The organism is Streptomyces sp. Mut1 (assembly GCF_030719295.1).
GTDB lineage: Bacteria > Actinomycetota > Actinomycetes > Streptomycetales > Streptomycetaceae > Streptomyces > Streptomyces castrisilvae.
On the sequence record NZ_CP120997.1, the window covers coordinates 6,817,601 to 6,839,321 of the forward strand.

The 21,721-nt window shown below is 71.4% G+C and carries 15 protein-coding genes and 1 pseudogene; 5 read left to right on the forward strand and 11 right to left on the reverse strand.

What is annotated here, in order from left to right:
- Positions 1-35: 35 nt before the first annotated feature.
- The 8 genes from P8A18_RS29485 to P8A18_RS29520 form a co-directional block, all read right to left on the reverse strand.
- The gene (locus P8A18_RS29485; RefSeq protein ID WP_306059422.1) at positions 36-1,241 is read right to left on the reverse strand and encodes an acyl-CoA dehydrogenase family protein; all 1,206 of its coding nucleotides are present in this window, start codon (positions 1,239-1,241) and stop codon (positions 36-38) included.
- Between the two features lie 2 nt (positions 1,242-1,243).
- Positions 1,244-1,771 carry a MaoC family dehydratase gene (locus P8A18_RS29490; RefSeq protein ID WP_018552646.1) on the reverse strand — a complete coding sequence of 176 codons (528 nt, stop codon included), beginning with the start codon at positions 1,769-1,771 and terminating at the stop codon, positions 1,244-1,246.
- A gap of 1 nt (position 1,772) precedes the next feature.
- On the reverse strand, positions 1,773-2,801 hold the full coding sequence (locus P8A18_RS29495) for an HpcH/HpaI aldolase/citrate lyase family protein (RefSeq protein ID WP_306059425.1): 1,029 nt from the start codon (positions 2,799-2,801) through the stop codon (positions 1,773-1,775).
- Positions 2,798-4,810: an ethylmalonyl-CoA mutase gene (locus P8A18_RS29500; RefSeq protein ID WP_306059428.1), complete on the reverse strand. Its 2,013-nt coding sequence runs from the start codon at positions 4,808-4,810 to the stop codon at positions 2,798-2,800. Before P8A18_RS29500 ends, P8A18_RS29495 begins: the two co-directional genes overlap by 4 nt.
- A 9-nt stretch (positions 4,811-4,819) precedes the next feature.
- Complete coding sequence (gene ccrA, locus P8A18_RS29505) at positions 4,820-6,181, reverse strand: crotonyl-CoA carboxylase/reductase (protein WP_018552643.1); 1,362 nt, start codon at positions 6,179-6,181, stop codon at positions 4,820-4,822.
- A gap of 387 nt (positions 6,182-6,568) precedes the next feature.
- Positions 6,569-7,384 carry a GNAT family N-acetyltransferase gene (locus P8A18_RS29510; RefSeq protein ID WP_306059430.1) on the reverse strand — a complete coding sequence of 272 codons (816 nt, stop codon included), beginning with the start codon at positions 7,382-7,384 and terminating at the stop codon, positions 6,569-6,571.
- Positions 7,385-7,439: 55 nt separating this feature from the next.
- Positions 7,440-8,255 carry a TetR family transcriptional regulator gene (locus tag P8A18_RS29515; protein ID WP_306059432.1) on the reverse strand — a complete coding sequence of 272 codons (816 nt, stop codon included), beginning with the start codon at positions 8,253-8,255 and terminating at the stop codon, positions 7,440-7,442.
- A 91-nt stretch (positions 8,256-8,346) separates the two neighbouring features.
- A complete protein-coding gene (locus P8A18_RS29520; RefSeq protein WP_306059434.1) occupies positions 8,347-10,128 on the reverse strand; it encodes a 3-hydroxyacyl-CoA dehydrogenase family protein in 1,782 nt (593 codons plus the stop codon).
- Positions 10,129-10,497: 369 nt separating this feature from the next.
- Between P8A18_RS29520 and P8A18_RS29525 the strand changes: the two genes are divergently transcribed.
- Complete coding sequence (locus tag P8A18_RS29525; RefSeq protein ID WP_306059436.1) at positions 10,498-11,070, forward strand: adenylosuccinate lyase; 573 nt, start codon at positions 10,498-10,500, stop codon at positions 11,068-11,070.
- 55 nt (positions 11,071-11,125) lie between these two features.
- On the opposite strand, the gene P8A18_RS29530 is transcribed toward P8A18_RS29525, so the two are convergent.
- Both P8A18_RS29530 and P8A18_RS29535 read right to left on the reverse strand, forming a co-directional pair.
- Positions 11,126-12,718 carry an alpha/beta hydrolase gene (locus tag P8A18_RS29530; protein ID WP_306059438.1) on the reverse strand — a complete coding sequence of 531 codons (1,593 nt, stop codon included), beginning with the start codon at positions 12,716-12,718 and terminating at the stop codon, positions 11,126-11,128.
- Positions 12,719-12,850: 132 nt separating this feature from the next.
- Positions 12,851-13,909: an Rv2578c family radical SAM protein gene (locus P8A18_RS29535; RefSeq protein WP_306059441.1), complete on the reverse strand. Its 1,059-nt coding sequence runs from the start codon at positions 13,907-13,909 to the stop codon at positions 12,851-12,853.
- A gap of 148 nt (positions 13,910-14,057) precedes the next feature.
- Here P8A18_RS29535 and P8A18_RS29540 point away from each other — a divergent pair, with 148 nt between their 5' ends.
- The 4 genes and pseudogenes from P8A18_RS29540 (at position 14,058) to P8A18_RS29555 (ending at position 20,581) form a co-directional block, all read left to right on the forward strand.
- Complete coding sequence (locus P8A18_RS29540; protein WP_306059443.1) at positions 14,058-14,501, forward strand: SRPBCC family protein; 444 nt, start codon at positions 14,058-14,060, stop codon at positions 14,499-14,501.
- A gap of 184 nt (positions 14,502-14,685) precedes the next feature.
- On the forward strand, positions 14,686-17,154 hold the full coding sequence (locus tag P8A18_RS29545) for an MFS transporter (RefSeq protein ID WP_306059445.1): 2,469 nt from the start codon (positions 14,686-14,688) through the stop codon (positions 17,152-17,154).
- A gap of 154 nt (positions 17,155-17,308) precedes the next feature.
- Positions 17,309-19,761: pseudogene (locus P8A18_RS29550) on the forward strand (ATP-binding SpoIIE family protein phosphatase).
- A gap of 100 nt (positions 19,762-19,861) precedes the next feature.
- Complete coding sequence (locus P8A18_RS29555; protein ID WP_306059447.1) at positions 19,862-20,581, forward strand: class I SAM-dependent methyltransferase; 720 nt, start codon at positions 19,862-19,864, stop codon at positions 20,579-20,581.
- Positions 20,582-20,813: 232 nt separating this feature from the next.
- On the opposite strand, the gene P8A18_RS29560 is transcribed toward P8A18_RS29555, so the two are convergent.
- On the reverse strand, positions 20,814-21,704 hold the full coding sequence (locus P8A18_RS29560; protein ID WP_306059449.1) for a LysR family transcriptional regulator: 891 nt from the start codon (positions 21,702-21,704) through the stop codon (positions 20,814-20,816).
- Positions 21,705-21,721: the final 17 nt, after the last annotated feature.

Below are 21,721 nucleotides of genomic sequence, written 5' to 3' on the forward strand. Positions count from 1 at the left end.
TCTTCTTCGCGGTTAAATCGCCGCGAAAGGGACAATCAACCCTGGAAACGGTACTCCTCAAGGAGTCGGCGCCCGATGATCATTTTCTGGATCTCGGCGGTACCTTCGCCGATCAGCAGCATCGGGGCCTCCCGGTAGAGGCGCTCGATCTCGTACTCCTTGGAGAAGCCGTAACCGCCGTGGATACGGAAGGCGTCCTCGACGACTTCCTTGCAGTACTCGGAGGCGAGGTACTTCGCCATCCCTGCCTCCAGGTCGTTTCGCTCCCCGGAGTCCTTTTTGCGCGCTGCGTTTACCATCATCGCATGGGCGGCCTCGACCTTGGTGGCCATTTCGGCCAGCTTGAACTGGATGGCCTGGTGCTGCGCGATGGGCTTTCCGAAGGTCTGGCGCTGCTGTGCGTAGGAAACGCCCAGTTCGAATGCACGCTGTGCGACGCCGCAGCCACGGGCCGCCACATTTACCCGGCCGACCTCCACTCCGTCCATCATTTGGTAAAACCCTCGGCCGGTGGTGCCGCCGAGCACACGATTGGCCGGAATGCGTAGTCCGTCCATGATCAGCTCGGTGGTGTCGACCCCCTTGTAGCCCATCTTGTCGATCTTCCCGGGGATCGTGAGCCCGGGGCGGACCTCGCCGAAGCCCGGTTCCTTCTCCACCAGGAACGTGGTCATCGACTTGTGCGGGGCGGTGCCCTCGGGGTGTCCTTCGTCACTCCGGCACAACACGGCGACCAGTGAGGACGTGCCGCCGTTCGTCAGCCACATCTTCTGGCCGTTCAGGACGTACTCCTCGCCGTCCCTGACGCCCTTGGAGCTGATCGCCGAGACGTCCGAGCCCAGCGCCGGCTCGGACATCGAGAACGCGCCCCGCACCTCGCCCAGCGCCATCCGGGGCAGGAAGGTGTCCTTCTGCTCCTGGGTGCCGTGCTGCTTGAGCATGTAGGCCACGATGAAGTGCGTGTTGATGATGCCCGACACGCTCATCCAGCCCCGGGCGATCTCCTCCACGCACAGCGCGTACGTGAGCAGCGACTCGCCCAGACCGCCGTACTCCTCGGGAATCATCAGCCCGAACAGGCCGAGTTCCTTGAGCCCTTCCACGATCTCGGTCGGGTACTCGTCGCGGTGCTCCAGCTGGGTCGCGACCGGAATGATCTCCTTGTCGACGAAATCCCGGACCGTGGAGAGGATCTCCCGCTGGACGTCGTTGAGGCCGGCCGTCTGGGCGAGTCGCGTCATGGCTACTTCTCCACGTTCTTCTGCGAAGGCTGGTTCAGCTCCGGGCGGCCGGGCTGCTCCCCGCCCCGCTCCTTGATGTACGTCTCGGTGGGGACCATGACCTTGCGGCGGAACACGCAGACCAGCGTGCCGTCCTGCTTATAGCCCTTGGTCTCCACATAAACGATTCCGCGGTCGCTCCTGGACCTCGACGGGGTCTTGTCCAGGACCGTCGTCTCGCCGTAGAGCGTGTCGCCGTGGAAGGTCGGCGCGACATGCTTCAGCGACTCGATCTCCAGGTTGGCGATGGCCTTTCCGGAGACGTCCGGCACCGACATGCCGAGCAACAGCGAGTAGATGTAGTTGCCGACGACGACGTTCCTGCCGAAATCGGTGGTCTTCTCCGCATAGTTGCTGTCCATGTGCAGCGGGTGATGATTCATGGTCAGCAGGCAGAAGAGGTGGTCGTCGTACTCGGTGACGGTCTTTCCGGGCCAGTGCTTGTAGACCGCACCGACCTCGAATTCCTCGTAAGTGCGTCCGAACTGCATATCAGGCCTCCGGCGCTTCGAACTTGGAGGTGCGCTGCATGCCGGCCGCCCGGCCCTTGCCCGCGACGACCAGGGCCATCTTGCGGCTGGCCTCGTCGATCATCTCGTCACCGAGCATCGCCGAGCCCTTCTTGCCGCCCTCCTCGGAGGTGCACCAGTCGTAGGCGTCCAGGATCAGTTCGGCGTGGTCGTAGTCCTCCTGAGAGGGCGAGAACACCTCGTTCGCCGCGTCGACCTGACCCGGGTGCAGCACCCACTTGCCGTCGAAGCCGAGCGCCGCCGCACGGCCGGCGACCTCGCGGTAGGCGTCCACGTCGCGGATCTGGAGGAAGGGGCCGTCGATCGCCTGGAGGTCGTGCGTACGGGCCGCCATCAGGATGCGCATCAGGATGTAGTGGTAGGCGTCCGCCGGGTAGCCGGGCGGCTGCTGGCCGACGACCAGCGTCTTCATGTTGATCGACGCCATGAAGTCGGCCGGGCCGAAGATCAGCGTCTCCAGACGGGGTGAGGCGGCGCCGATCTCGTCGATGTTGACGAGGCCCTTGGCGTTCTCGATCTGCGCCTCGATGCCGATCCGCCCGACCTCGAAGCCCATCGTCTTCTCGATCTGGGTGAGCAGCAGGTCCAGCGCGACGACCTGCTGGGCGTCCTGGACCTTCGGCAGCATGATGCAGTCGAGGTTCTGCCCGGCGCCCTCGACGACTGTGACGACGTCGCGGTACGTCCAGTGCGTCGTCCAGTCGTTGACCCGCACGACCCGGGTCTTGCCCGTCCAGTCGCCGTTGTTCAGCGCGTCGACGATGGTGTGCCGGGCACCCTCCTTGGCGAGCGGCGCGCAGGCGTCCTCCAGGTCCAGGAAGACCTGGTCGGCCGGGAGGCCCTGGGCCTTCTCCAGGAACCGGGGGTTCGAGCCGGGCACGGCCAGACACGAGCGGCGCGGGCGCAGGCGGGAGGTGCCGTCCCGCAGGGACGTCTCTTGAGGGCGGTGGTGGGAGACGGGCGGGCGGTTCACGGGCGTGGGAGTGGTCATGCGGGGACCTCCAGAGGGTCGAGCTTGTTCGCTTTCCGGATCTCGTCGACGATACGGCCGATGATCTCCGTGATACCGAAGTCCTTCGGGGTGAACACGGCGGCGACACCCGCCCTGATCAGGGCCTCGGCGTCGGCCGGGGGAATGATGCCGCCGGCGATCACCGGGATGTCGCCGGCGCCGGTGCGGCGCAGCCGGGTCAGCACGTCCGGCACCAGCTCGGCGTGCGAGCCGGACAGGATGGACAGGCCGACGCAGTGCACGTCCTCGGCGACGGCGGCCGAGACGATCTGTTCGGGCGTGAGGCGGATGCCCTGGTAGACGACCTCGAAGCCGGAGTCACGGGCGCGCACCGCGATCTGCTCCGCGCCGTTGGAGTGCCCGTCCAGGCCGGGCTTGCCGACCAGCAGGCGCAGCCGGCCCACCCCCAGGTCCGCCGCGGTCCGCGCGGCCTTCTCGCGTACGAGGGCCAGCGGCGAGCCCTCCTCGGCGGTCACCGCGACCGGTGCGGACGACACCCCGGTCGGCGCCCGGAACTCGCCGAAGACGTCCCGCAGCGCCCAGGACCACTCGCCGGTGGTGACCCCGGCGCGGGCGCACTCGACGGTCGCCTCCATCAGGTTCTCGGTGCCCGCCGCGGCCTTCTTCAGCGCGGCCAGCGCCTCGGTGGCGCGGGGCTCGTCGCGGTTGTCGCGCCAGGCGTGCAGCGCGGCGACGACCCTGGCCTCGTTCGCCGGGTCGACCGTCATGATCGCCCCGTCGAGGTCGGCGGTGAGCGGGTTGGGCTCGGTCGTCTCGTAGACGTTGACGCCGACGATCTTCTCGTCGCCGCCCTCGATCCGGGCCCGCCGCTCGGCGTGCGAGGAGACCAGCTCCGACTTGAGGTAGCCGGACTCGACGGCCGCCATGGCGCCGCCCATCCGCTCGATCCGGTCCATCTCGGCGAGCGAGTCGGTGACCAGCTCGTCGACCTTGGCCTCGATGACGTGCGAGCCCGCGAAGATGTCCTCGTACTCCAGCAGGTCGCTCTCATGGGCGAGGACCTGCTGGATGCGCAGCGACCACTGCTGGTCCCAGGGCCGGGGGAGCCCCAGCGCCTCGTTCCAGGCGGGCAGCTGCACGGCGCGGGCGCGGGCGTCCTTGGAGAGGGTCACGGCCAGCATCTCCAGCACGATGCGCTGGACGTTGTTCTCCGGCTGCGCCTCGGTCAGGCCGAGCGAGTTGACCTGGACGCCGTAGCGGAACCGGCGCTGCTTGGCCTCCGTGATGCCGTAGCGCTCCCGGGTGACGCGGTCCCAGATGCGGCCGAAGGCGCGCATCTTGCACATCTCCTCGATGAAGCGGACGCCCGCGTTCACGAAGAACGAGATCCGCGCGACCACGGCCCCGAACTTCTCCTCGGGCACCTGCCCGGACGCGCGCACCGCGTCGAGGACCGCGATGGCCGTCGACATCGCGTACGCGATCTCCTGGACCGGGGTGGCCCCCGCCTCCTGGAGGTGGTAGCTGCAGATGTTGATCGGGTTCCACTTGGGGATGCGGTTGACCGTGTACGTGATCATGTCGGTGGTCAGCCGCAGCGAGGGCCCCGGCGGGAAGACGTGCGTCCCGCGCGAGAGGTACTCCTTGACGATGTCGTTCTGCGTGGTGCCCTGGAGCCTGCCCGGGTCGGCGCCCTGCTCCTCGGCGACGACCTGGTAGAGCGCCAGCAGCCACATCGCGGTGGCGTTGATCGTCATCGAGGTGTTCATCTGATCCAGGGGGATGTCCTGGAAGAGCCGGCGCATGTCGCCGAGGTGGGAGACGGGCACCCCGACCCGGCCGACCTCGCCGCGGGCCAGGATGTGGTCGGGGTCGTACCCGGTCTGGGTCGGCAGGTCGAAGGCGACCGACAGACCCGTCTGGCCCTTGGCGAGGTTGCGCCGGTAGAGCTCGTTGGACGCCTCGGCCGTGGAGTGGCCGGCGTACGTCCGCATGAGCCACGGGCGGTCCTTCTGACGTTCGGTCATCTCTGAACCTCAGACGTTCCGGAAGCGGTTGATGGCGTCCAGGTGGTTCTCGCGCATCTCGTGGTCGCGCACGCCCATGCCCTCGCGCGGCGCCAGTGCCAGGACGCCGACCTTGCCCTGGTGGAGGTTGCGGTGCACGTCGTACGCGGCCTGGCCGGTGTCGTCCAGGGAGTAGACCTTGGAGAGCGTCGGGTGGATCTTCCCCTTGGCGACCAGGCGGTTGGCCTCCCACGCCTCGCGGTAGTTGGCGAAGTGCGAGCCGATGATGCGCTTGAGCGACATCCACAGGTAGCGGTTGTCGTACTCGTGGGTGTAGCCCGAGGTGGAGGCGCAGGTGACGATCGTGCCGCCCTTGCGGGTGACGTAGACGCTCGCGCCGAACGTCTCGCGGCCCGGGTGCTCGAAGACGATGTCCACGTCCTCGCCGCCGGTCAGCTCGCGGATGCGCTTGCCGAACCGCTTCCACTCGCGCGGGTCCTGGTTCTGCTCGTCCTTCCAGAACCTGTAGCCCTCGGCGTTGCGGTCGATGATCGCCTCGGCGCCCATCTTCCGGCAGATCTCCGCCTTCTGGTCGCTGGAGACGACACAGATCGGGTTGGCGCCGCCGGCCAGCGCGAACTGCGTGGCGTAGGAGCCGAGGCCGCCGCTGGCGCCCCAGATCAGCACGTTGTCGCCCTGCTTCATGCCGGCGCCGTTGCGCGAGACCAGCTGGCGGTACGCGGTGGAGTTGACGAGCCCGGGAGCCGCCGCCTCCTCCCAGCTGAGGTGGTCCGGCTTCGGCATCAGCTGGTTGGACTTGACGAGTGCGAGCTCCGCCAGGCCGCCGAAGTTGGTCTCGAAGCCCCAGATGCGCTGTTCCGGGTCGAGCATCGTGTCGTTGTGGCCGTCCGAGGACTCCAGCTCGACCGAGAGGCAGTGCGCGACGACCTCGTCACCGGGCTTCCAGGCGTTGACGCCGGGGCCGGTGCGCAGGACGACGCCCGCCAGGTCGGAGCCGATGACGTGGTACGGCAGGTCGTGGCGCCTGGTCAGCTCGCTGACCCGGCCGTAGCGCTCCAGGAAGCCGAACGTCGAGACCGGCTCGAAGATCGAGGTCCAGACGGAGTTGTAGTTCACCGAGCTGGCCATGACCGCGACCAGGGCCTCGCCCGGACCGAGCTCGGGCACCGGCACGTCCTCCACGTGGAGGGACTTGCGCGGGTCCTTCTCGCGGCTGTCGACCCCGGCGAACATCTCCGCCTCGTCCTTGTGCACGGTGACCGCGCGGTACGACTCGGGGACGGGCAGCGCCGCGAAGTCCGCGGCGGTGACAGCGGCGGAGCCGCTCTTCGCTTCGGACTGCGACTGGATCGCGTCCAGGATTTCCTTCACGGGTGCCTCCGGCGGATGGGGTCTCCCCTGCTCGACGAAGCCGAGAGCTCGGGGAAGCGTTGAGGGAACGCTGAGGGGTCCCTGAGAACAGGGGGGACGGGTCTGGAGGTGTGCCGTCGGTTCGGCGGGTGAAGCTCGGCTGCTTGCTCTGTGGAGCAGAAGGGGTGCCTGGTGACGCAGGCGTCCGGGCGCGCAGGCACGTGGCTTGCGGGGACAGCCGGCGTACGTGAGATCCCAGCACGCCGGCCGCCCGGACACCTTCAAGGTATGGCACTGCGTGACAGCTGACAAGGCACTCGGTGCCAGTAATTTCCCTCAATTGTCAGCCGGGTGCCACGCATGAGCAACACGGGAGGTTGTATAGGCGGTATGCACCCGTCTGTACGGTCAGGGGCGCGCCGGGCGGTACACGTACGGGGTCGTCGTGGTCAGCGCCGTGAAACCGAGCCGCTGGAGGATCGGCCGGCTGTCCTCGGTCGCGTCGACCTGGAGATACCGGTAGCCGCGCTCCGCCGCCACACCCGCCCGGAAGGCCACCAGTGCCCGGTAGACGCCCCGCCCGCGCCACGCCGCCACCGTGCCGCCGCCCCACAGCCCCGCGAAGCCCGTGCCCGGGTACAGCTCCATGCGGGCCGAGCTCACCGGCTCGTCGCCCGCCAGGGCCAGCACCCCCACGAAATGCTCCGGGTCCTCCCGCAGCCGGGCCAGCACCTGGTGGCGCAGCCGCGACCCGTCGGAGCCGAACGCCTGCTCATGGGCGCGCGCCATCAGCTCCACATCGGCCTCGTCGCGCACCGTCCGCAGCCGGATGCCCTCCGGGAGCCGTACGTCCGTGGCCAGGTCCGCGACCGGCGCCACGAGCAGGGTCTCCGGCTCCTCGGCCTCGAAGCCGGCCGCCGACAGCCGCGCCCCGAGGTCCGCGGGCCGGTCGTGCCCGTACAGCTTCCACTCGAACTCCTCGCAGCCCAGCCGCTCGCAGTGCGCCACCTGGGCGGCGACCGCCGCGTCCGCCCGGGAGGCGTCCAGGTCCGGCGACGACCAGACCACCCCGTTCCAGTCGTGGACGGTGGCGCCCACCTGCCGTACGACGTCACCGACGCGTTCGACGCGGGCGCCCGGTCCATCGGGGCGGGCACGCTCGCGCATCTCCCGGTCGAAGACGGTGAGGAGCCGGGCGGGATCGGATGTCACATGATCGTTCATCCGCACACCTCAACACCGGGGCCCCGCCCCGGCAACCGGGTTTCCCCGGCCCGGCTCAGCGCTCCTTGAGGGCCTGCTGGATCGTACGCATCACTTCGTCCAGGGGCGCGTCCGTCCGGGCCACCGCGACCAGCACCTCGCCCTGGGCCTGCACCGAGGCGGCCGGCGGCTTCGCGGGCTCGGCCCCGGCGGTGCGGCCGGCACCGATCCCCGTCCCGAACGTGTCCCGGACGATGGCGAAGGCCTGGTCGAGCTGCGCCTCCACATCGCCCTGCCCGTCCGCCCGCAGCCAACGGCGCAGCACATGGTTGTGCGCGGTGACGACGGCGGACGCGGCGACCTCCGCCAGCAACGGGTCGTCGTTGCCCGGATGGTGGTCGCGCTCGTCGAAGTGGCCCAGCAGATAGCGTGTGAACAGCCGCTCGTAGCGGGCCACCGAGGCGATCTCCGCCTGCCGCAGGGTCGGCACCTCGCGGGTCAGCTTGTAACGGGCCACGGAGACCGCGGGCTTGGCCGCGTACATCCGCATGACTTCCTTGATGCCCCGGCACACCGTGTCGAGCGGATGCTCGTGCGCGGGGGCGGCGTTGAGGACGGCCTCGGCCCGCACGAGGGTGTCGTCGTGGTCCGGGAAGATCGCCTCTTCCTTCGAGCGGAAGTGCCGGAAGAAGGTCCGCCGGGCCACACCCGCCGCGCCCGCGATCTCGTCGACCGTGGTGGCTTCGTACCCCTTCGTGGCGAAGAGTTCCATCGCCGCGGCGGCCAGCTCACGGCGCATTCTGAGCCGCTGGGCAGCGGCTCGGGTGCTTGCGGCGCTTTCCGGGACGTCGGGCGCGGCGGACACACGGGAGGACCTGGCGGGCTGGGACATGCTGTGAACGTACTGCATCGGTGCGGGAGAGCGCGCCTGCGGGGGCGGGCCGCCCGGAGGGCCGAGCAACCCGCCCCAGCCGGCCCCCCGGTCAGCGCCGGGCATATTCGCGGAAGCCGCGCCCCGTCTTGCGGCCGAGGCAGCCCGCGGCCACCAGATGCTCCAGGAGCGGGGCGGGCGCCAGGCCCGGATCGCGGAACTCGCCGTGCAGCACCTTCTCGATCGCCAGCGAGACATCGAGCCCCACCACGTCCAGCAGCTCGAACGGGCCCATCGGGTAGCCGCCGCCCAGCTTCATCGCGGCGTCGATGTCGTCGAGGGACGCGTAGTGCTCCTCGACCATCTTGATCGCGTTGTTGAGGTACGGGAACAGCAGCGCGTTCACGATGAAACCGGCCCGGTCCCCGCAGTCCACCGGGTGCTTGCGCACCTTCAGGCACACCTCGTGGACCGTCGCGTGCACGTCGTCGGCGGTGAGCACCGTACGCACGACCTCGACCAGCTTCATCGCGGGCGCCGGGTTGAAGAAGTGCATCCCGATGACGTCCTCGGGCCGCCCGGTGGCCCTGGCGACCGCCACGACCGGCAGCGAGGAGGTGGTGGTGGCGAGCACGGCGCCGGGCCTGCACACCTTGTCGAGTGTGGCGAACAACTGCTGCTTGACCGCCAGGTCCTCGGCGACCGCCTCCACGGCGAGGTCCACTTCGGCGAACGCGTCCAGCGAGCCCGCGGCCGAGATCCTGGCCAGCGTCTCGTCCCGCGCCTCCGGGGTCAGCCGCCCCTTGGCGACCGACCGGTCCAGCGACTTGGCGACGCGGCCCTTGGCGAGGTCCGCCTTCTCCTGGCCGCGGGCGGCGAGCACCACGTCGTAACCGGCCTTCGCGAAGACCTCCGCGATGCCCGACGCCATCGTCCCGGAGCCCGCGACACCCACCGACCGCACGGTGCGCCCGGCGGACTCCCCGCCGCGCGGGGCGGGCGTCAGCGCGTCCGGCACCACGCTCTGGCTGCCCGGCCCGGCGTACGTGTAGAAGCCGCGCCCCGCCTTGCGGCCGGTCAGCCCGGCCGCGCCGAGCTGGCCGAGGATCGGCGCCGGGGCGTGCAGCCGGTCGTGCGAGGCGGAGTACATCGCCTCCAGGACCGTACGGGCCGTGTCGATGCCGATCAGGTCCAGCAGGGCCAGCGGGCCCATCGGCAGACCGCAGCCCAGCTTCATCGCCGCGTCGATGTCCTCGCGCGAGGCGTAGTTCGCCTCGTACATCGCGGCGGCCTGGTTGAGATAGCCGAAGAGCAGGCCGTCGGCGACGAACCCGGGGCGGTCGCCGACGGAGACCGGCTCCTTGCCCAGCAGACGGGCCAGCTCCGTGACGGCCGCGACGGCCGGCGGGGCGGTCAGCACCGAGGAGACCACCTCGACCAGCTTCATCGCGGGCGCCGGATTGAAGAAGTGCAGGCCGAGCACCCGCTCGGGGTGCTGCGACTCGGCCGCCAGCCGGGTCACCGACAGGGCGTTGGTGCCGGTCGCGAGGATGGCGGTGGGGGAGACGACCGCGTCGAGCTCCCGGAAGACCTGCTGCTTGATCTCGTACGACTCCGGCACGACCTCGATGACCAGCTCCGCGTCGGCGGCGGCCTGGAGGTCGGAGAAGGTACGGAAGCGGGCGAGCGCGTCGCGCCGCTCCTCCTCGGTGATCCGCCCGCGCTCCACGGCGCGGGCGGTGGACGCCTCCAGGGAGGCGACGGCCTGGCCGGCGGCCGCGTCATCGACGTCGATGCCAATGACCTCGCGGCCGGACCGGGTCAGGACCTCGGCGATGCCGGTGCCCATCGTGCCGAGGCCGACGACGGCAATGGTGGAGAGAGGGATGTCCATCAGGGGACTCCAGGGATGAGTGACGACTGAGGGAACGCACGGCGCGCGGCCGATGAGAGGGGCGGATGGGCCCGGCCGGCGCATGGTGCGCGGGAGTTGCCTGTCGTGGTGCTCGGCCGCCGGGCGTGAGGCACGCCGGGACCGTGAAAGGGGCGACGGACTCTGTCCCGGAGTCACGTCTCGTGGAACTGCCGAACCGACAGCACTCCGGGTGGCTGCGTCACCAGGCCACCGGAGCCGGCGGGGTTCAACCCGCTCACCTGAGCTTAACCGGCGGGTAACGAGCGCGCCAGCCCTGCCCAGTTGTGGCCCCTGCCACATTCCCCGGCCCCATCGGTACGCTGCGTGTCCGCCGGTACGCTGACAGTCATGGATGAGGAGTTACGGTCCCTGACACACCGGCTGGCCGAAGAGGCGGCGGACTCGGCGGCCTACCGCCGGCTGCTCGCCACCGAGGACGACGAGGAACTCGCCCGGGTGCTCGTCGAGCACGAACGCCCCCTGTGGGCACGCGAGATCGCCGCGTTCCGGCTGGGCTGCGGCGGCGACCCCCGCGCCTTCGAAACCCTCGTGCTCCTGCTCAACCACCGCGACCCCGAGCGCTGCGTGAGCGCCGCCCACGCCCTGGCCCGCCTCGGCGACCCCCGCACCCCACGCGCCGCCGCCGCGCTCGCCACCAACTCCCTGCGCACCGCCTACGCCCTGCACCCGGTCCGCCTGCTCACCACCCTGCGCGCCCCCGAGTCCGTACCCGCCCTGATCACCACCCTGTCCCGGCTCCTGAACCCGGACGAACCCCACTGGCGGGTCGCCCTGGCCTGCGTCGAGGGCCTGGGATCCCTGGGCGACGCCGCCGCCCGCCCGGTCCTGGAGGCCGCACTGCCCCGGCCCCGACTGACGGGTGCGGCCCGGGAGGCGCTCGGGCGGCTGGGGGAGGAATGAGCCAGGGGCGTGCGCGGACGGATCCGCGCACGCCCCTCGGGAAGGATCCGGCGGCTCAGCCCCGGAAGCCCAGCAGCGCGTGCAGGGCGGTGCCCCGCAGGGCCGCGTCGGTCCGGGACGCCGGGCGGGCCGACTTGGCGGTCTCCGGTACCGGGTCGGGGGTCTTCGCGCAGACCGCGTCCACGTCGCCGCGCCCGGCGCGCGGCACGGTGCCCTTGGCCAGGTAGTCCGCCAGATAGCGGTCCAGGCAGTCGTTGCCGCTCAGTGTGATGCCGTGGTTGGCGCCGCCCTGCTCGACCACCAGGCGCGAACCGCGCAGCTTGCGGTGCAGGGTGACACCGCCCTCGTACGGGGTCGCCGCGTCGTCGGTGGCCTGGAAGAGGAGGGCCGGCGGCAGGTCGTGGTTGGAGACCCGCACCGGGTTCAGCGGCTCGACCGGCCAGTCGGCGCACGGCGCGTTGTACCAGGTGTTGCCCCAGGCCATGAAGGGCGCCTTGGCGTGGACCCGCCAGGTGTCGCTGCGCCAGACGTTCCAGTCGCCCGGCCACGAGGCGTCCCGGCACTGCACCGCTGTGTAGACCGAGTAGCCGTTGTCGCCGTCCGCGTCCACCGCGGCGAACCGTTCGAACGCCTCGGTCAGCGGCTTCTCGTCCTTGTCGTTGACATAGGCGGCGAACGCCTCGGCCAGCACCGGCCAGTAGCCGTTGTAGTAGCCGCCCGGCAGGAAGGTGTCGTCCAGCTCGCCCGCGCCGACCTTCCCGCCCGCCGGACGCTTCTTCACCGCGTCCCGCATCCGGTACCAGGCGGCCTCCACCTTCGCCGGGTCGCTGCCGAGGCCGTAGGTGTCGTCGTACTTCGCGACCCAGGCGGCGAACGCCTTGTGCCGGGTGTCGAACGCGTAGTCCTGGGCGAGGTTGTCGTCGTACCAGACGCCGTCCGGGTCGACGTTCGAGTCGAGGACCAGGCGCCGGACGCGCTCCGGGAACAGCTTGGCGTAGACGGCGCCGAGATAGGTGCCGTAGGAGTAGCCGAAGTAGTTCAGCTGCCGTGATCCGGTCGCGCGCCGGATCACGTCGAGGTCCTTGGCCGCGCTCACCGTGTCCATGTACGGGAGCAGGTCCGGGTACTTCTCGCCGCAGGCCGCCGCGAAGTCACGGGCGCGGTTGCGGTTGACGCGCTCGCCCCCGAGTGACTGCGGCACCGGGTCGGGCCGCACCGGGTCGAAGTAGCCGGGCAGGCAGTCCAGCGCCGGCCGGCTCTTCCCGACGCCGCGCGGGTCGAATCCGATCACGTCGTACTGGGCGGCCACCTCCTTCGGCAGCGAGGCGGCGACGAAACCGGCCATCGACAGGCCGCTGCCGCCGGGGCCGCCCGGGTTGACCAGCAGCGGACCCTGGAAGGTCTTCGAGGTGTGCGGGACCCGGGTCAGGGCGAGGGTGACCTCGCGGCCGGCCGGGTCGTCGTGGTCGAGCGGCGAGCGCACCGTCGCGCACTGGAGCGTCGGGTACGACTTCGTCGCGCAGTCCTTCCAGGCGAGCGGTGCGGTGCTCGGCGTGCCGGTGTCCGCCGTAGCCGGGGCAGGGACGGCGGTCACCAGACCGGCGACCGTCGCTCCGACGGCGAGCAGCATTCCTGGACGGTTCGTCATATGGCCTCCCGTGGTGGGGGATCACGGCTGCGCCGGGCGCAGCCCCCGCCGGATGTTCCCCGGATTCGGGGACGGGAGGACCTGTTGGGGTGAGAGATGACCCGTTTGCCCGTGTGCTCGGGCGGTGCCGGCTCAGAGCAGGGTCAGCTGGGTGGGTTCGGTGCCCGGCCCGGAGCCGTCCCGCGGGGGCCGCGGTTCACGTCCGGGCAGGCGGCGGGAGGTCCCGCGGTGCGAGGGCCCGATGCCGTACTCGGTCGCCAGCTCATGGACGTACCGGGTGATGCGGCGCTGGTACCAGGTGGGTGCGTAGGCGCCGTCCGCGTACAGCCGCTCGTAGCGCCGCACCAGGTGCGGGTGGTGGCGGCCGAGCCACTCCATGAACCACTCGCGGGCCCCGGGGCGCAGATGCAGGACGAGCGGGGTCACCGAGGTCGCCCCGGCGGCGGCGATCGCGCGGACCGTCGCCCGGAGCTGGTCGGGGCTGTCGCCGAGGTGCGGGATGACCGGTGCCATCAGCACTCCGCAGCCGATGCCGTGCTCGCTCAGCGTGCGGACGACATCGAGGCGGCGCTCCGGCGAGGGGGTGCCGGGCTCCACGGTCCGCCACAGCTCGGGGTCGACGAAGCCCACCGAGACCGAGACGCCGACCTCCGTGACCTCGGCGGCCTGCCTCAGCAGCTCCAGGTCGCGCAGGATCAGGGTGCCCTTCGTCAGGATCGAGAACGGGTTCGCGTGGTCGCGCAGTGCGGTCAGGATGCCCGGCATCAGCCGGTAGCGGCCCTCCGCCCGCTGGTAGCAGTCGACATTGGTGCCCATCGCGACGTGGGCGCCGTTCCAGCGCGGTGAGGCGATCTCGCGGCGGACCAGCTCGGGGGCGTTGACCTTGACGACGATCTGCGAGTCGAAGCCGAGCCCGGTGTCGAGGTCGAGATAGCTGTGGGTCTTGCGGGCGAAGCAGTAGACGCAGGCGTGGGTGCAGCCGCGGTACGGGTTCACCGTCCACTCGAACGGCATCCGGGAGGCGCCCGGCACCCGGTTCACGATCGAGCGGGCCCGGATCTCGTGGAAGGTGATGCCCCGGAATTCGGGGGTGTCGAAGGTCCGGGTCGTCACCGCGTCCGCGGCGAAGAGCGCACCCGTACCGCCTATGGGGTGATTGGCGTTGTTTTCAGCCAGATTGTCCCAGCGCATGGACGCCTCCTCGGTAGCTCTGGACCGAGAATAGAACACTTGTTCCCTTGATCGTTTCCTCCCCTTCGTCCCGGACCGGATTTTGAGCAGGACCCCCGAGGTGGTTGGCTCAGCACACCCGGAACAACCGAGTGCTGGAGGAACAGCCATGGCGCAGGTCGAAGCCACGACGGAGCGGATCATCGCGGCGGACGCGGAGGCGGTGTTCGACGCGCTGGCCGACTACAAGGAGGTCCGGGGCAAGGTGCTGCCCGCCCACTTCAGCGAGTACGAGGTGCGCGAGGGCGGGGACGGCGAGGGCACCCTCGTCCACTGGAAGCTCCAGGCCACCAGCAAGCGGGTGCGCGACTGCCTGCTCGACGTCAGCGAGCCGACCGACGGGCAGCTCGTGGAGAAGGACCGCAACTCCTCGATGGTCACCACCTGGACCGTCACCCCGGCCGGCGAGGGCAGGTCCAAGGCCGTCGTCTCGACCGTGTGGAACGGCGCCGGGGGTATCGGCGGCTTCTTCGAGAAGACCTTCGCGCCCAAGGGGCTCGGCCGCATCTACGACGAGCTGCTGCAGAACCTCGCCGCCGAGGTCGAGAACTGACGCTCCGCCACGTGGTCCGGCCTCACCGGTTCGGGTGGTCTTTGTGGCCGGGCGGTTGTGCGCCGTAGTGGCTCCCACCGGGGGATACGCCCCCTGAGTGCGCCGTCAGCGCCCCCCGTCGCGTTTGCCCTCGCTTGTCGCACGATGCGAGAAATGGGCGGCAGCGCGACGAGGGGAGCGGCACGTGGTGGGTGGCATCACTCTGTTGGAGGACGAGCCGGGCGGTCCGGAGGGCGCCGAAGCGGCGCCCGCGGCCGCTCCGCCTCCGCCGCCGCCCGCCGCGAAGGAAGCCCCCGGCGGCGACGCGCCCGGTGGGACCGAGACGGACCCGCGCCGCATCCGGCTGATCTTCGTCGGGCTGATGCTCACGCTTCTGCTCGCGGCGCTCGACCAGATGATCGTGGCCACCGCGCTCCCGAAGATCGTCGGTGAGCTGCACGGCCTGGAGAAGATGTCCTGGGCGGTCACCGCCTATCTCCTCGCCTCCACGATCGGTCTGCCGGTCTACGGCAAGCTCGGTGACCTCTTCGGGCGCAAGGGCGTCTTCCAGTTCGCCATCGTCGTCTTCGTCGTCGGCTCCGCGCTGGCCGGCTGGTCACGCACCATGGACCAGCTGATCGCCTTCCGGGCCCTCCAGGGCGTCGGCGGCGGCGGGCTCATGATCGGCGTCCAGGCGATCATCGCGGACGTGGTCCCGCCCCGCGAGCGCGGCCGGTTCATGGGGCTCATCGGCGCGGCCTTCGGCCTCGCCTCCGTGGCGGGCCCGCTGCTCGGCGGCTTCTTCACCGACCACGCCTCCTGGCGCTGGTGCTTCTACATCAACGTGCCGTTCGGCCTGGTCACCTTCGCCGTGATCACCGTCGTCCTCAAGCTCCCCCGGCCCACCGTGCGCCCCCGGCTCGACATCCTCGGCGCCGCCCTGCTCGCCGCCGCCTCGACCTGCCTGGTGCTGCTGACCAGCTGGGGCGGTACGGAGTACGCCTGGGGCTCGGGCACCATCCTGGGGCTGGGGGCCGGCGCCGTCGCGACGACTGCGCTCTTCCTCGTCGTCGAGCGCCGCGCCGCAGAACCGATCATCCCGCTGCGGCTGTTCCGCGACTCGATCTTCAACGTCACGGCACTGGTCGGCGCGGTCGTCGGCGTCGCGCTGTTCGGCGCGGCCAGCTATCTGCCGACCTTCCTCCAGATGGTCGACGGGGCCACCGCCACCGAGTCCGGGCTGCTGATGCTCCCCATGATGGGCGGCATCGTCGGCGCCTCCGTCGTCTCCGGCCAGCTCATCTCCCGCACCGGGCGCTACCGCGTCTACCCGATCGCGGGCTGCGCCGTCTCCGCGGTGGGCATGTGGCTGCTGTCCCGGATGGAGACCGGCACCCCGCGCATCGAATACAGCATCGCGCAGGCGGTGCTCGGCCTCGGGATCGGGCTCGTCATGCCGGTGCTGGTCCTCGCCGTGCAGAACTCCGTACGCCCCGCCGACCTCGGCTCCGCGACCAGCGCCAACAACTACTTCCGGCAGATCGGCGGCAGCGTCGGCGCCGCCGTCTTCGGCACCCTGTTCGCGGGGCGGCTGGCCGACGCGCTCGCCGTGCGGCTGCCGTCCGGGGTGGAGCTCCCCGACCCCGGGTCGATCAGCCCGCAGCTGGTGCACGCGATGGAGCCCGCCCTGCGGGACGCCTACATCCAGGCGTACGCCGACGCCATGCCCCGGATCTTCCTCTACCTCGTGCCGGTCCTCGTGCTCGGCCTGTTCTTCGCCTTCTTCCTCAAGGAGAAACCGCTGGTGTCCCACAGTTCCGAAACCACCGCAGCCGGTCCTGAGACCACCGCGGCCGAGCCCGCCGCGATCCCCTCCGCCCGCACCGACCCGGGCACCACGTCCGCCGGATACCTCTCCGGGGTCCCGGTCTCCGGCAGCGTCCAGCACCCGGACGGTACGAAGGTCCCGCGCGCCGCCCTCACCCTCATCGACGTCCAGGGGCAGCAGGTCGGCCGGGGCGCCAGCGGGGACGAGGGGCGGTACGCGCTCAGCGTGCCGGGCGCCGGTTCGTACGTCCTGATCGCCGCCGCCGGGGGCCACCAGCCGCAGGCCGTCAGCGTCACCGTCGGCGAACGGCCCGTCGAACTCGACGTGGTGCTTGGCGGCGCGGGCCGGCTCGCCGGAACGGTGGTGACCGCCGACGGCGTGCCCGTACGGGACGCGGCCGTCACCCTGACCGACGTACGGGGCGAGGTCGTCGCCTCCACGCGCACCGGCCGCGAGGGCGGGTACGTGATCACGGAGCTGGTGGCGGGCGAGTACACCCTCGCGGCCTCCGCCCCGGCGTTCCGGCCCGCCGCCCTCCCGGTCAGCGTGCAGGCGGCCAGGGAGACCCGGCAGGACATCGAGCTGGCCGGCGGCGCCGTGCTGCGCGGGATCGTCCGGGCCGGCGGCGGGCGGCCCGTCGAGGACGCCCGCGTCACGCTCCTGGACGCGGCGGGCAACGTCGTGGACACCGTGACCACGGGGCCCGACGGGGCGTTCCGGTTCGTCGACCTGTCCACCGGCGAGTACACCGTGATCGCGGCCGGCTACCCGCCGGTGGCCACCGTGCTCCAGGTCGCGGGCGGCGGGCGCACCGAGCGCGACCTCCAGCTGGGGCACGAGGACTGAGCGCACGGCTGGCAAAGGGGTGGTGCGCCGCCGAGTGCGCCGGGCGCACCACCCTCGTGGGTGATTCCGCCGATGACCCACGGACGCCGGTCGCCGCCCCGTACCGTGGAGTCACGCGCCGCGGCATGTCGCGGTGAGGAAGGAGCCTTCCCTCATGGACCTCGGTGTGTCGCCGCACAGGACACCACAGCCGCGTGACACCGCGGCGGGCCGGGTACCGCTGGCCGTGGTCGTCGTCGACACGGACGGACTCGTCTCGCACTGGTCCACCGGAGCCGGAAGGCTCTTCGGGATCACCCGTGCGCAGGCGGTGGGCTGCCCGGCCGGTGAACTCCTCCCGGTCTCCGGAGCGCTGTCCCCGGGTGACGGTCCATCGGCGGAAGCGGAGCGCACCGATCAGGGGCCCGCGCTCGACAGCTCGCTGAGCGGCGACTTCGCCTACCCGGCGGCGGGGAGCGCCCGGCTGGACGACCCCGGCCGCGGCCGGATCGACGTGCTGTGGTGGGCCTACCCGCTCGTCGGACCCGGCCCGGAGCGGCTGCTCGTGCTCGCCGCCGACGGCGCGCGACTGCGGGGCGCGGAGGGCGGCGAGGATGCCCGGACCCGGACCGTCGCACCCGGATTCGCCGCCCACACCGACTTCCCGGGCTACCCGGAGCTGTCGGCGCGGCTGCCGGAGATCCTGCCGAACATGAGCGTGCAGGAGGCCACGAGAATCGTCGCCCAGGTCCTCGAACTGGGCTACCCCGTGCTGGAGTTCAGTCACCACGACCGCATTCCGGTCACCCCCGACTGGGGTGTTCCGAAGCGCGCCGGAGGCATCCCGGCACAGGGCGAGGGACACGCCGCCGACGGGGAGGCGGCCCCGCGCGCCGTGCCCCGGCCCGAGCTGGACCTCGAATACGCGGCGGTCAGGGAGCGGCTGGAATTCCTCAACGAGGTCAGCGGCCGCATCGGCACCTCACTCGACCTCGAACGCACCATCCGCGAGGTCACCAGCGCCGCCGTGCCCCGCTTCAGCGACTTCGCGGGTACGCATCTGCGCGCCGCCGTCCTGGCCGGCGAGGGTTTTCCCGACGGGCCGCCCGACGTCACCACGGTCTGGCACCGCGTCTGGGTCGAGCACAACGACGAACCGGGCCGCTGCGCTGGGACGACACCGTGCCCGTCGGCGAGTCGATCGCCTTCCCCGAGCACACCCCGTTCTTCCAGTGCATGGTCACGGGCGAGCCGGTCATCGTGCCCTATGTCAGCGAGGAGCTGAGCAACCGGATCTCGGGCGAGTTCGAGAAGCGGGACCTCAGGCCCCTGATCACCCACCGCTCGCTGCTCATCGTGCCGCTCAAGGCCCGCGACGTGGTGCTCGGCTTCATGGTGCTCATGCGCCGCCCCGGCCGGGAGCCCTTCGACGACATGGACCGCACCACCGGCGCCGAACTCGCGGCCCGCGCCGGGCTCGTACTCGACAACGCCCGCATGTACACCTACCAGGAGAACGTCGCCGAGACGCTCCAGGACAGCATGCTGCCCAACGTCGAGCCCCGCATGGCGGGTTGCGACATCGCCACCCGCTACCTGCCGGGCACCCGGCTCGGCCGGATCGGCGGCGACTGGTTCGACTCGGTGAAGCTCCCGGGCTCGCGGACCGCGCTCGTCGTCGGTGACGTGATGGGGCACGGGCTCAACTCGGCGGCCATGATGGGCCAGTTGCGCACCGCGGTCCTGACCATGGCCACCATGGAGCTGCCACCGGCCCAGCTCCTGCGCAATCTGGACGACCTGGCCCAGCGCCTCGGCGAGCAGTACCTCGCGACCTGCCTCTACGCGGTCTACGACCCCATCGGCCACGAGCTCCAGATCGCCAACGCGGGCCACATCCCGCCGGTCCTGGTCCGGGCCGAGGACGGCCGGGCCGAACTCCTGGACCTGCCGACCGGGGCTCCGATCGGTGTCGGCCAGGTCGCCTTCGAGACGGCCACCGTCCGGGTGCGACCCGGCGACCGGCTGATCCTGTGCACGGACGGCCTGGTCGAGGTGCGCGGCCAGGACATCGGGGCCGGACTCGCCGCGCTCTGCGCCTCCGCCGCCCATCCCGCCGCGTCGATGGACGACGCCTGCGACACCATCATCCGCGCCCTGAACCCCAGGGACGGCCGTAAGGACGATGTCGCCCTGCTGATGGCCCGGCTCAACGGGATCGGGGACGACGACGTCGCCGAGTGGCAGCTCGCCCTCGACCCGCGCGAGGTCTCCCGGGCCCGCCGCCTGGTGCGCGGCAAGCTGCTCGACTGGGAGCTGCCCGACGCGGTGGAATCGGCCGAACTGATGGTCAGCGAGCTCGTGACCAACGCCGTCAAGCACGGCCGGACCCACCACATCGGGCTCCGCCTGGTCCGTACGGGCGCGCTGCTGTGCGAGGTCAGCGACGACGAGCCCGCCCCCGCCTCGCTCCTCGGAGTCACCGCGAACGACGAATTCGGGCGCGGCCTCGTGGTGGTGAGCAGTCTCGCCCGCGAGTGGGGCACCAGCGGAACGGCGCGTGGCAAGACCGTCTGGTTCGAGCTGGCCCTCTCCCGGCCGTCCCGCCCGCTGATGAACGGCTGGTAATCACAAGGCAGTTGCGTCCCAACCCTTGCCCCGGGGCCACTCGGGGCAGTAGTCCCTGGCTGAGCGAAGTGAGTGTGCACGACGGGACTTGGGAGTACGCATGGGTGTGTCGGAGCAATACCGTGAGGCGTGGGAAGGCTACTGGGCGGCCACGTCGGACCGGCCAGGCGAGGCGATCTGGGACGCGGAGGCCGCCCTGAGCGCCGTACCGCACAGCCGGCTGCTCCTGCCGCACGCGGACGCCACCCTGCCCGTCGTCGACCTCGGCTGCGGCAGCGGTACGCAGACCCGTCATCTGGCCACCCTCTTCCCCCGGGCGATCGGGGTGGACCTCTCGCACGCCGCGATCGACCACGCCCGGCGGGCCGACACCGGGCAGGTCGCGGAGTTCGCCCAGCTCGACCTGACCGACGCGGACGCCGTACGCGCCCTGCACGAGCGGATCGGCGACGCGAACGTCTACATGCGGGCCGTGATCCACCAGAGCGACCCCGAGGCCCGGCCGGCCGTCGCGGCGGCCGTGGCGACCCTGCTGGGGGAGCGGGGCCGGGCCTTCGTGGCCGAGCTGACGCCCGCCTCCAAGGAGGTGCTGCAACGGGCCGCGCAGGGCCCGGACGGCCCCCCGGTGAAGCTGCGCCGGGTCTTCGAGCACGGGCTCAAGCCGGCGAGCGCCGCCGAGGAGGAGGTCCCGGAGCTGCTGAAGGCGGCCGGGCTGACCACCCTGGACAGCGGGGAAACGGTCCTGCCGCAGACCGAGACGCTGGCCGACGGGACCAGGATCGACCTGCCGGCGAGGTGGTTCGTGCTGGCCGCCGGCTGACCCGTACGCGGCCCGGCCCCGGACGCGTGAACCCGTCCGGGGCCGGGCAGGGCCCGCACGGCGGCAGCCGGGGCGGCCGCGACGCCCCGGGCCGTGTCCGCGAAGTCCGGTCCGGCCCTCGACGCCTGGCAAGCGCCCCCGCCGTACCGGCCGAGATCCCGAGTACGTCCCGTACGAGGGACTCCGGCCGGCCCGGCGTTCGCCGGGGCGCTGAGCGGCTGAGCCGGCCCGGTCAGCGCCCGTCCTCCTCCCGTACCAGCGCCATGAGGGCCCGCGCCCCCGGGCTCATGGCCCGCGCCTCGGGAAGGACCACGACGCTCTCGTAGAACACCCCGTCCGCCCCGTCGAGCCGTACGGCCGCCAGACCCCGCGCCTCGGGCTTGCGCGAGAAGTGGTGCGGCACGACCGCGATGCCCAACTGCTCGTGCACCAGCTCCAGCAGGCTGTGCACGTCGGTCACCTCCAGGGCCACCGTGCGGCGGGCACCGGCCGCCCTGAACGCCGCGTCGGCCGCGCGGCGCGGCCCGAAGTCCGGGTGGAAGTCGATGAACGGCTCGTCGGCCAGCTCCGCCCAGCCCGCCCGGTCCGCCGCCGCCAGCCGGTGGCCCGGCGCGCACAGCAGGACCATGGGCTCCCGGGCCAGCGGGACCAGCTCACCGCGCCACCCGGCCGGGCTCACCGTCGCGGCGAAGGCGATGTCGAGCCGCCCGCCCGCCACCCCGTCCACCAGCTTCGCCGTGCCCTCCTGGCGCAGCCGGATGTCCATGTGCGGATGCGCGCGGTGGAAGGCGGCGAGCAGCCGGGGCAGCCGCAGCCCGGCCACGCACTGCTCCACGCCCACCGACAGCGTGCCGCGCAGCAGGCCCCGTACCGCGGCGACGGCGTCCTTCGCGGCCCGCACCCCGGCCAGCGTGCGCTCCGCCTCCACCAGCAGGGCGCGCCCCGCCTCGGTCAGCCGTACGCTGCGGGTGGTCCTGCTGAACAACGGCGTCCGCAGCTCCTGCTCCAGCGCCCGCACGGAGGCGGAGAGACCGGACTGCGAGACGGCGACCCGCTCGGCGGCCCGGGTGAAATGCCGTTCCTCGGCGACCGCGACGAAATGTTCCAGCTGACGCAACTCCATGATTGAGAAATATAGGT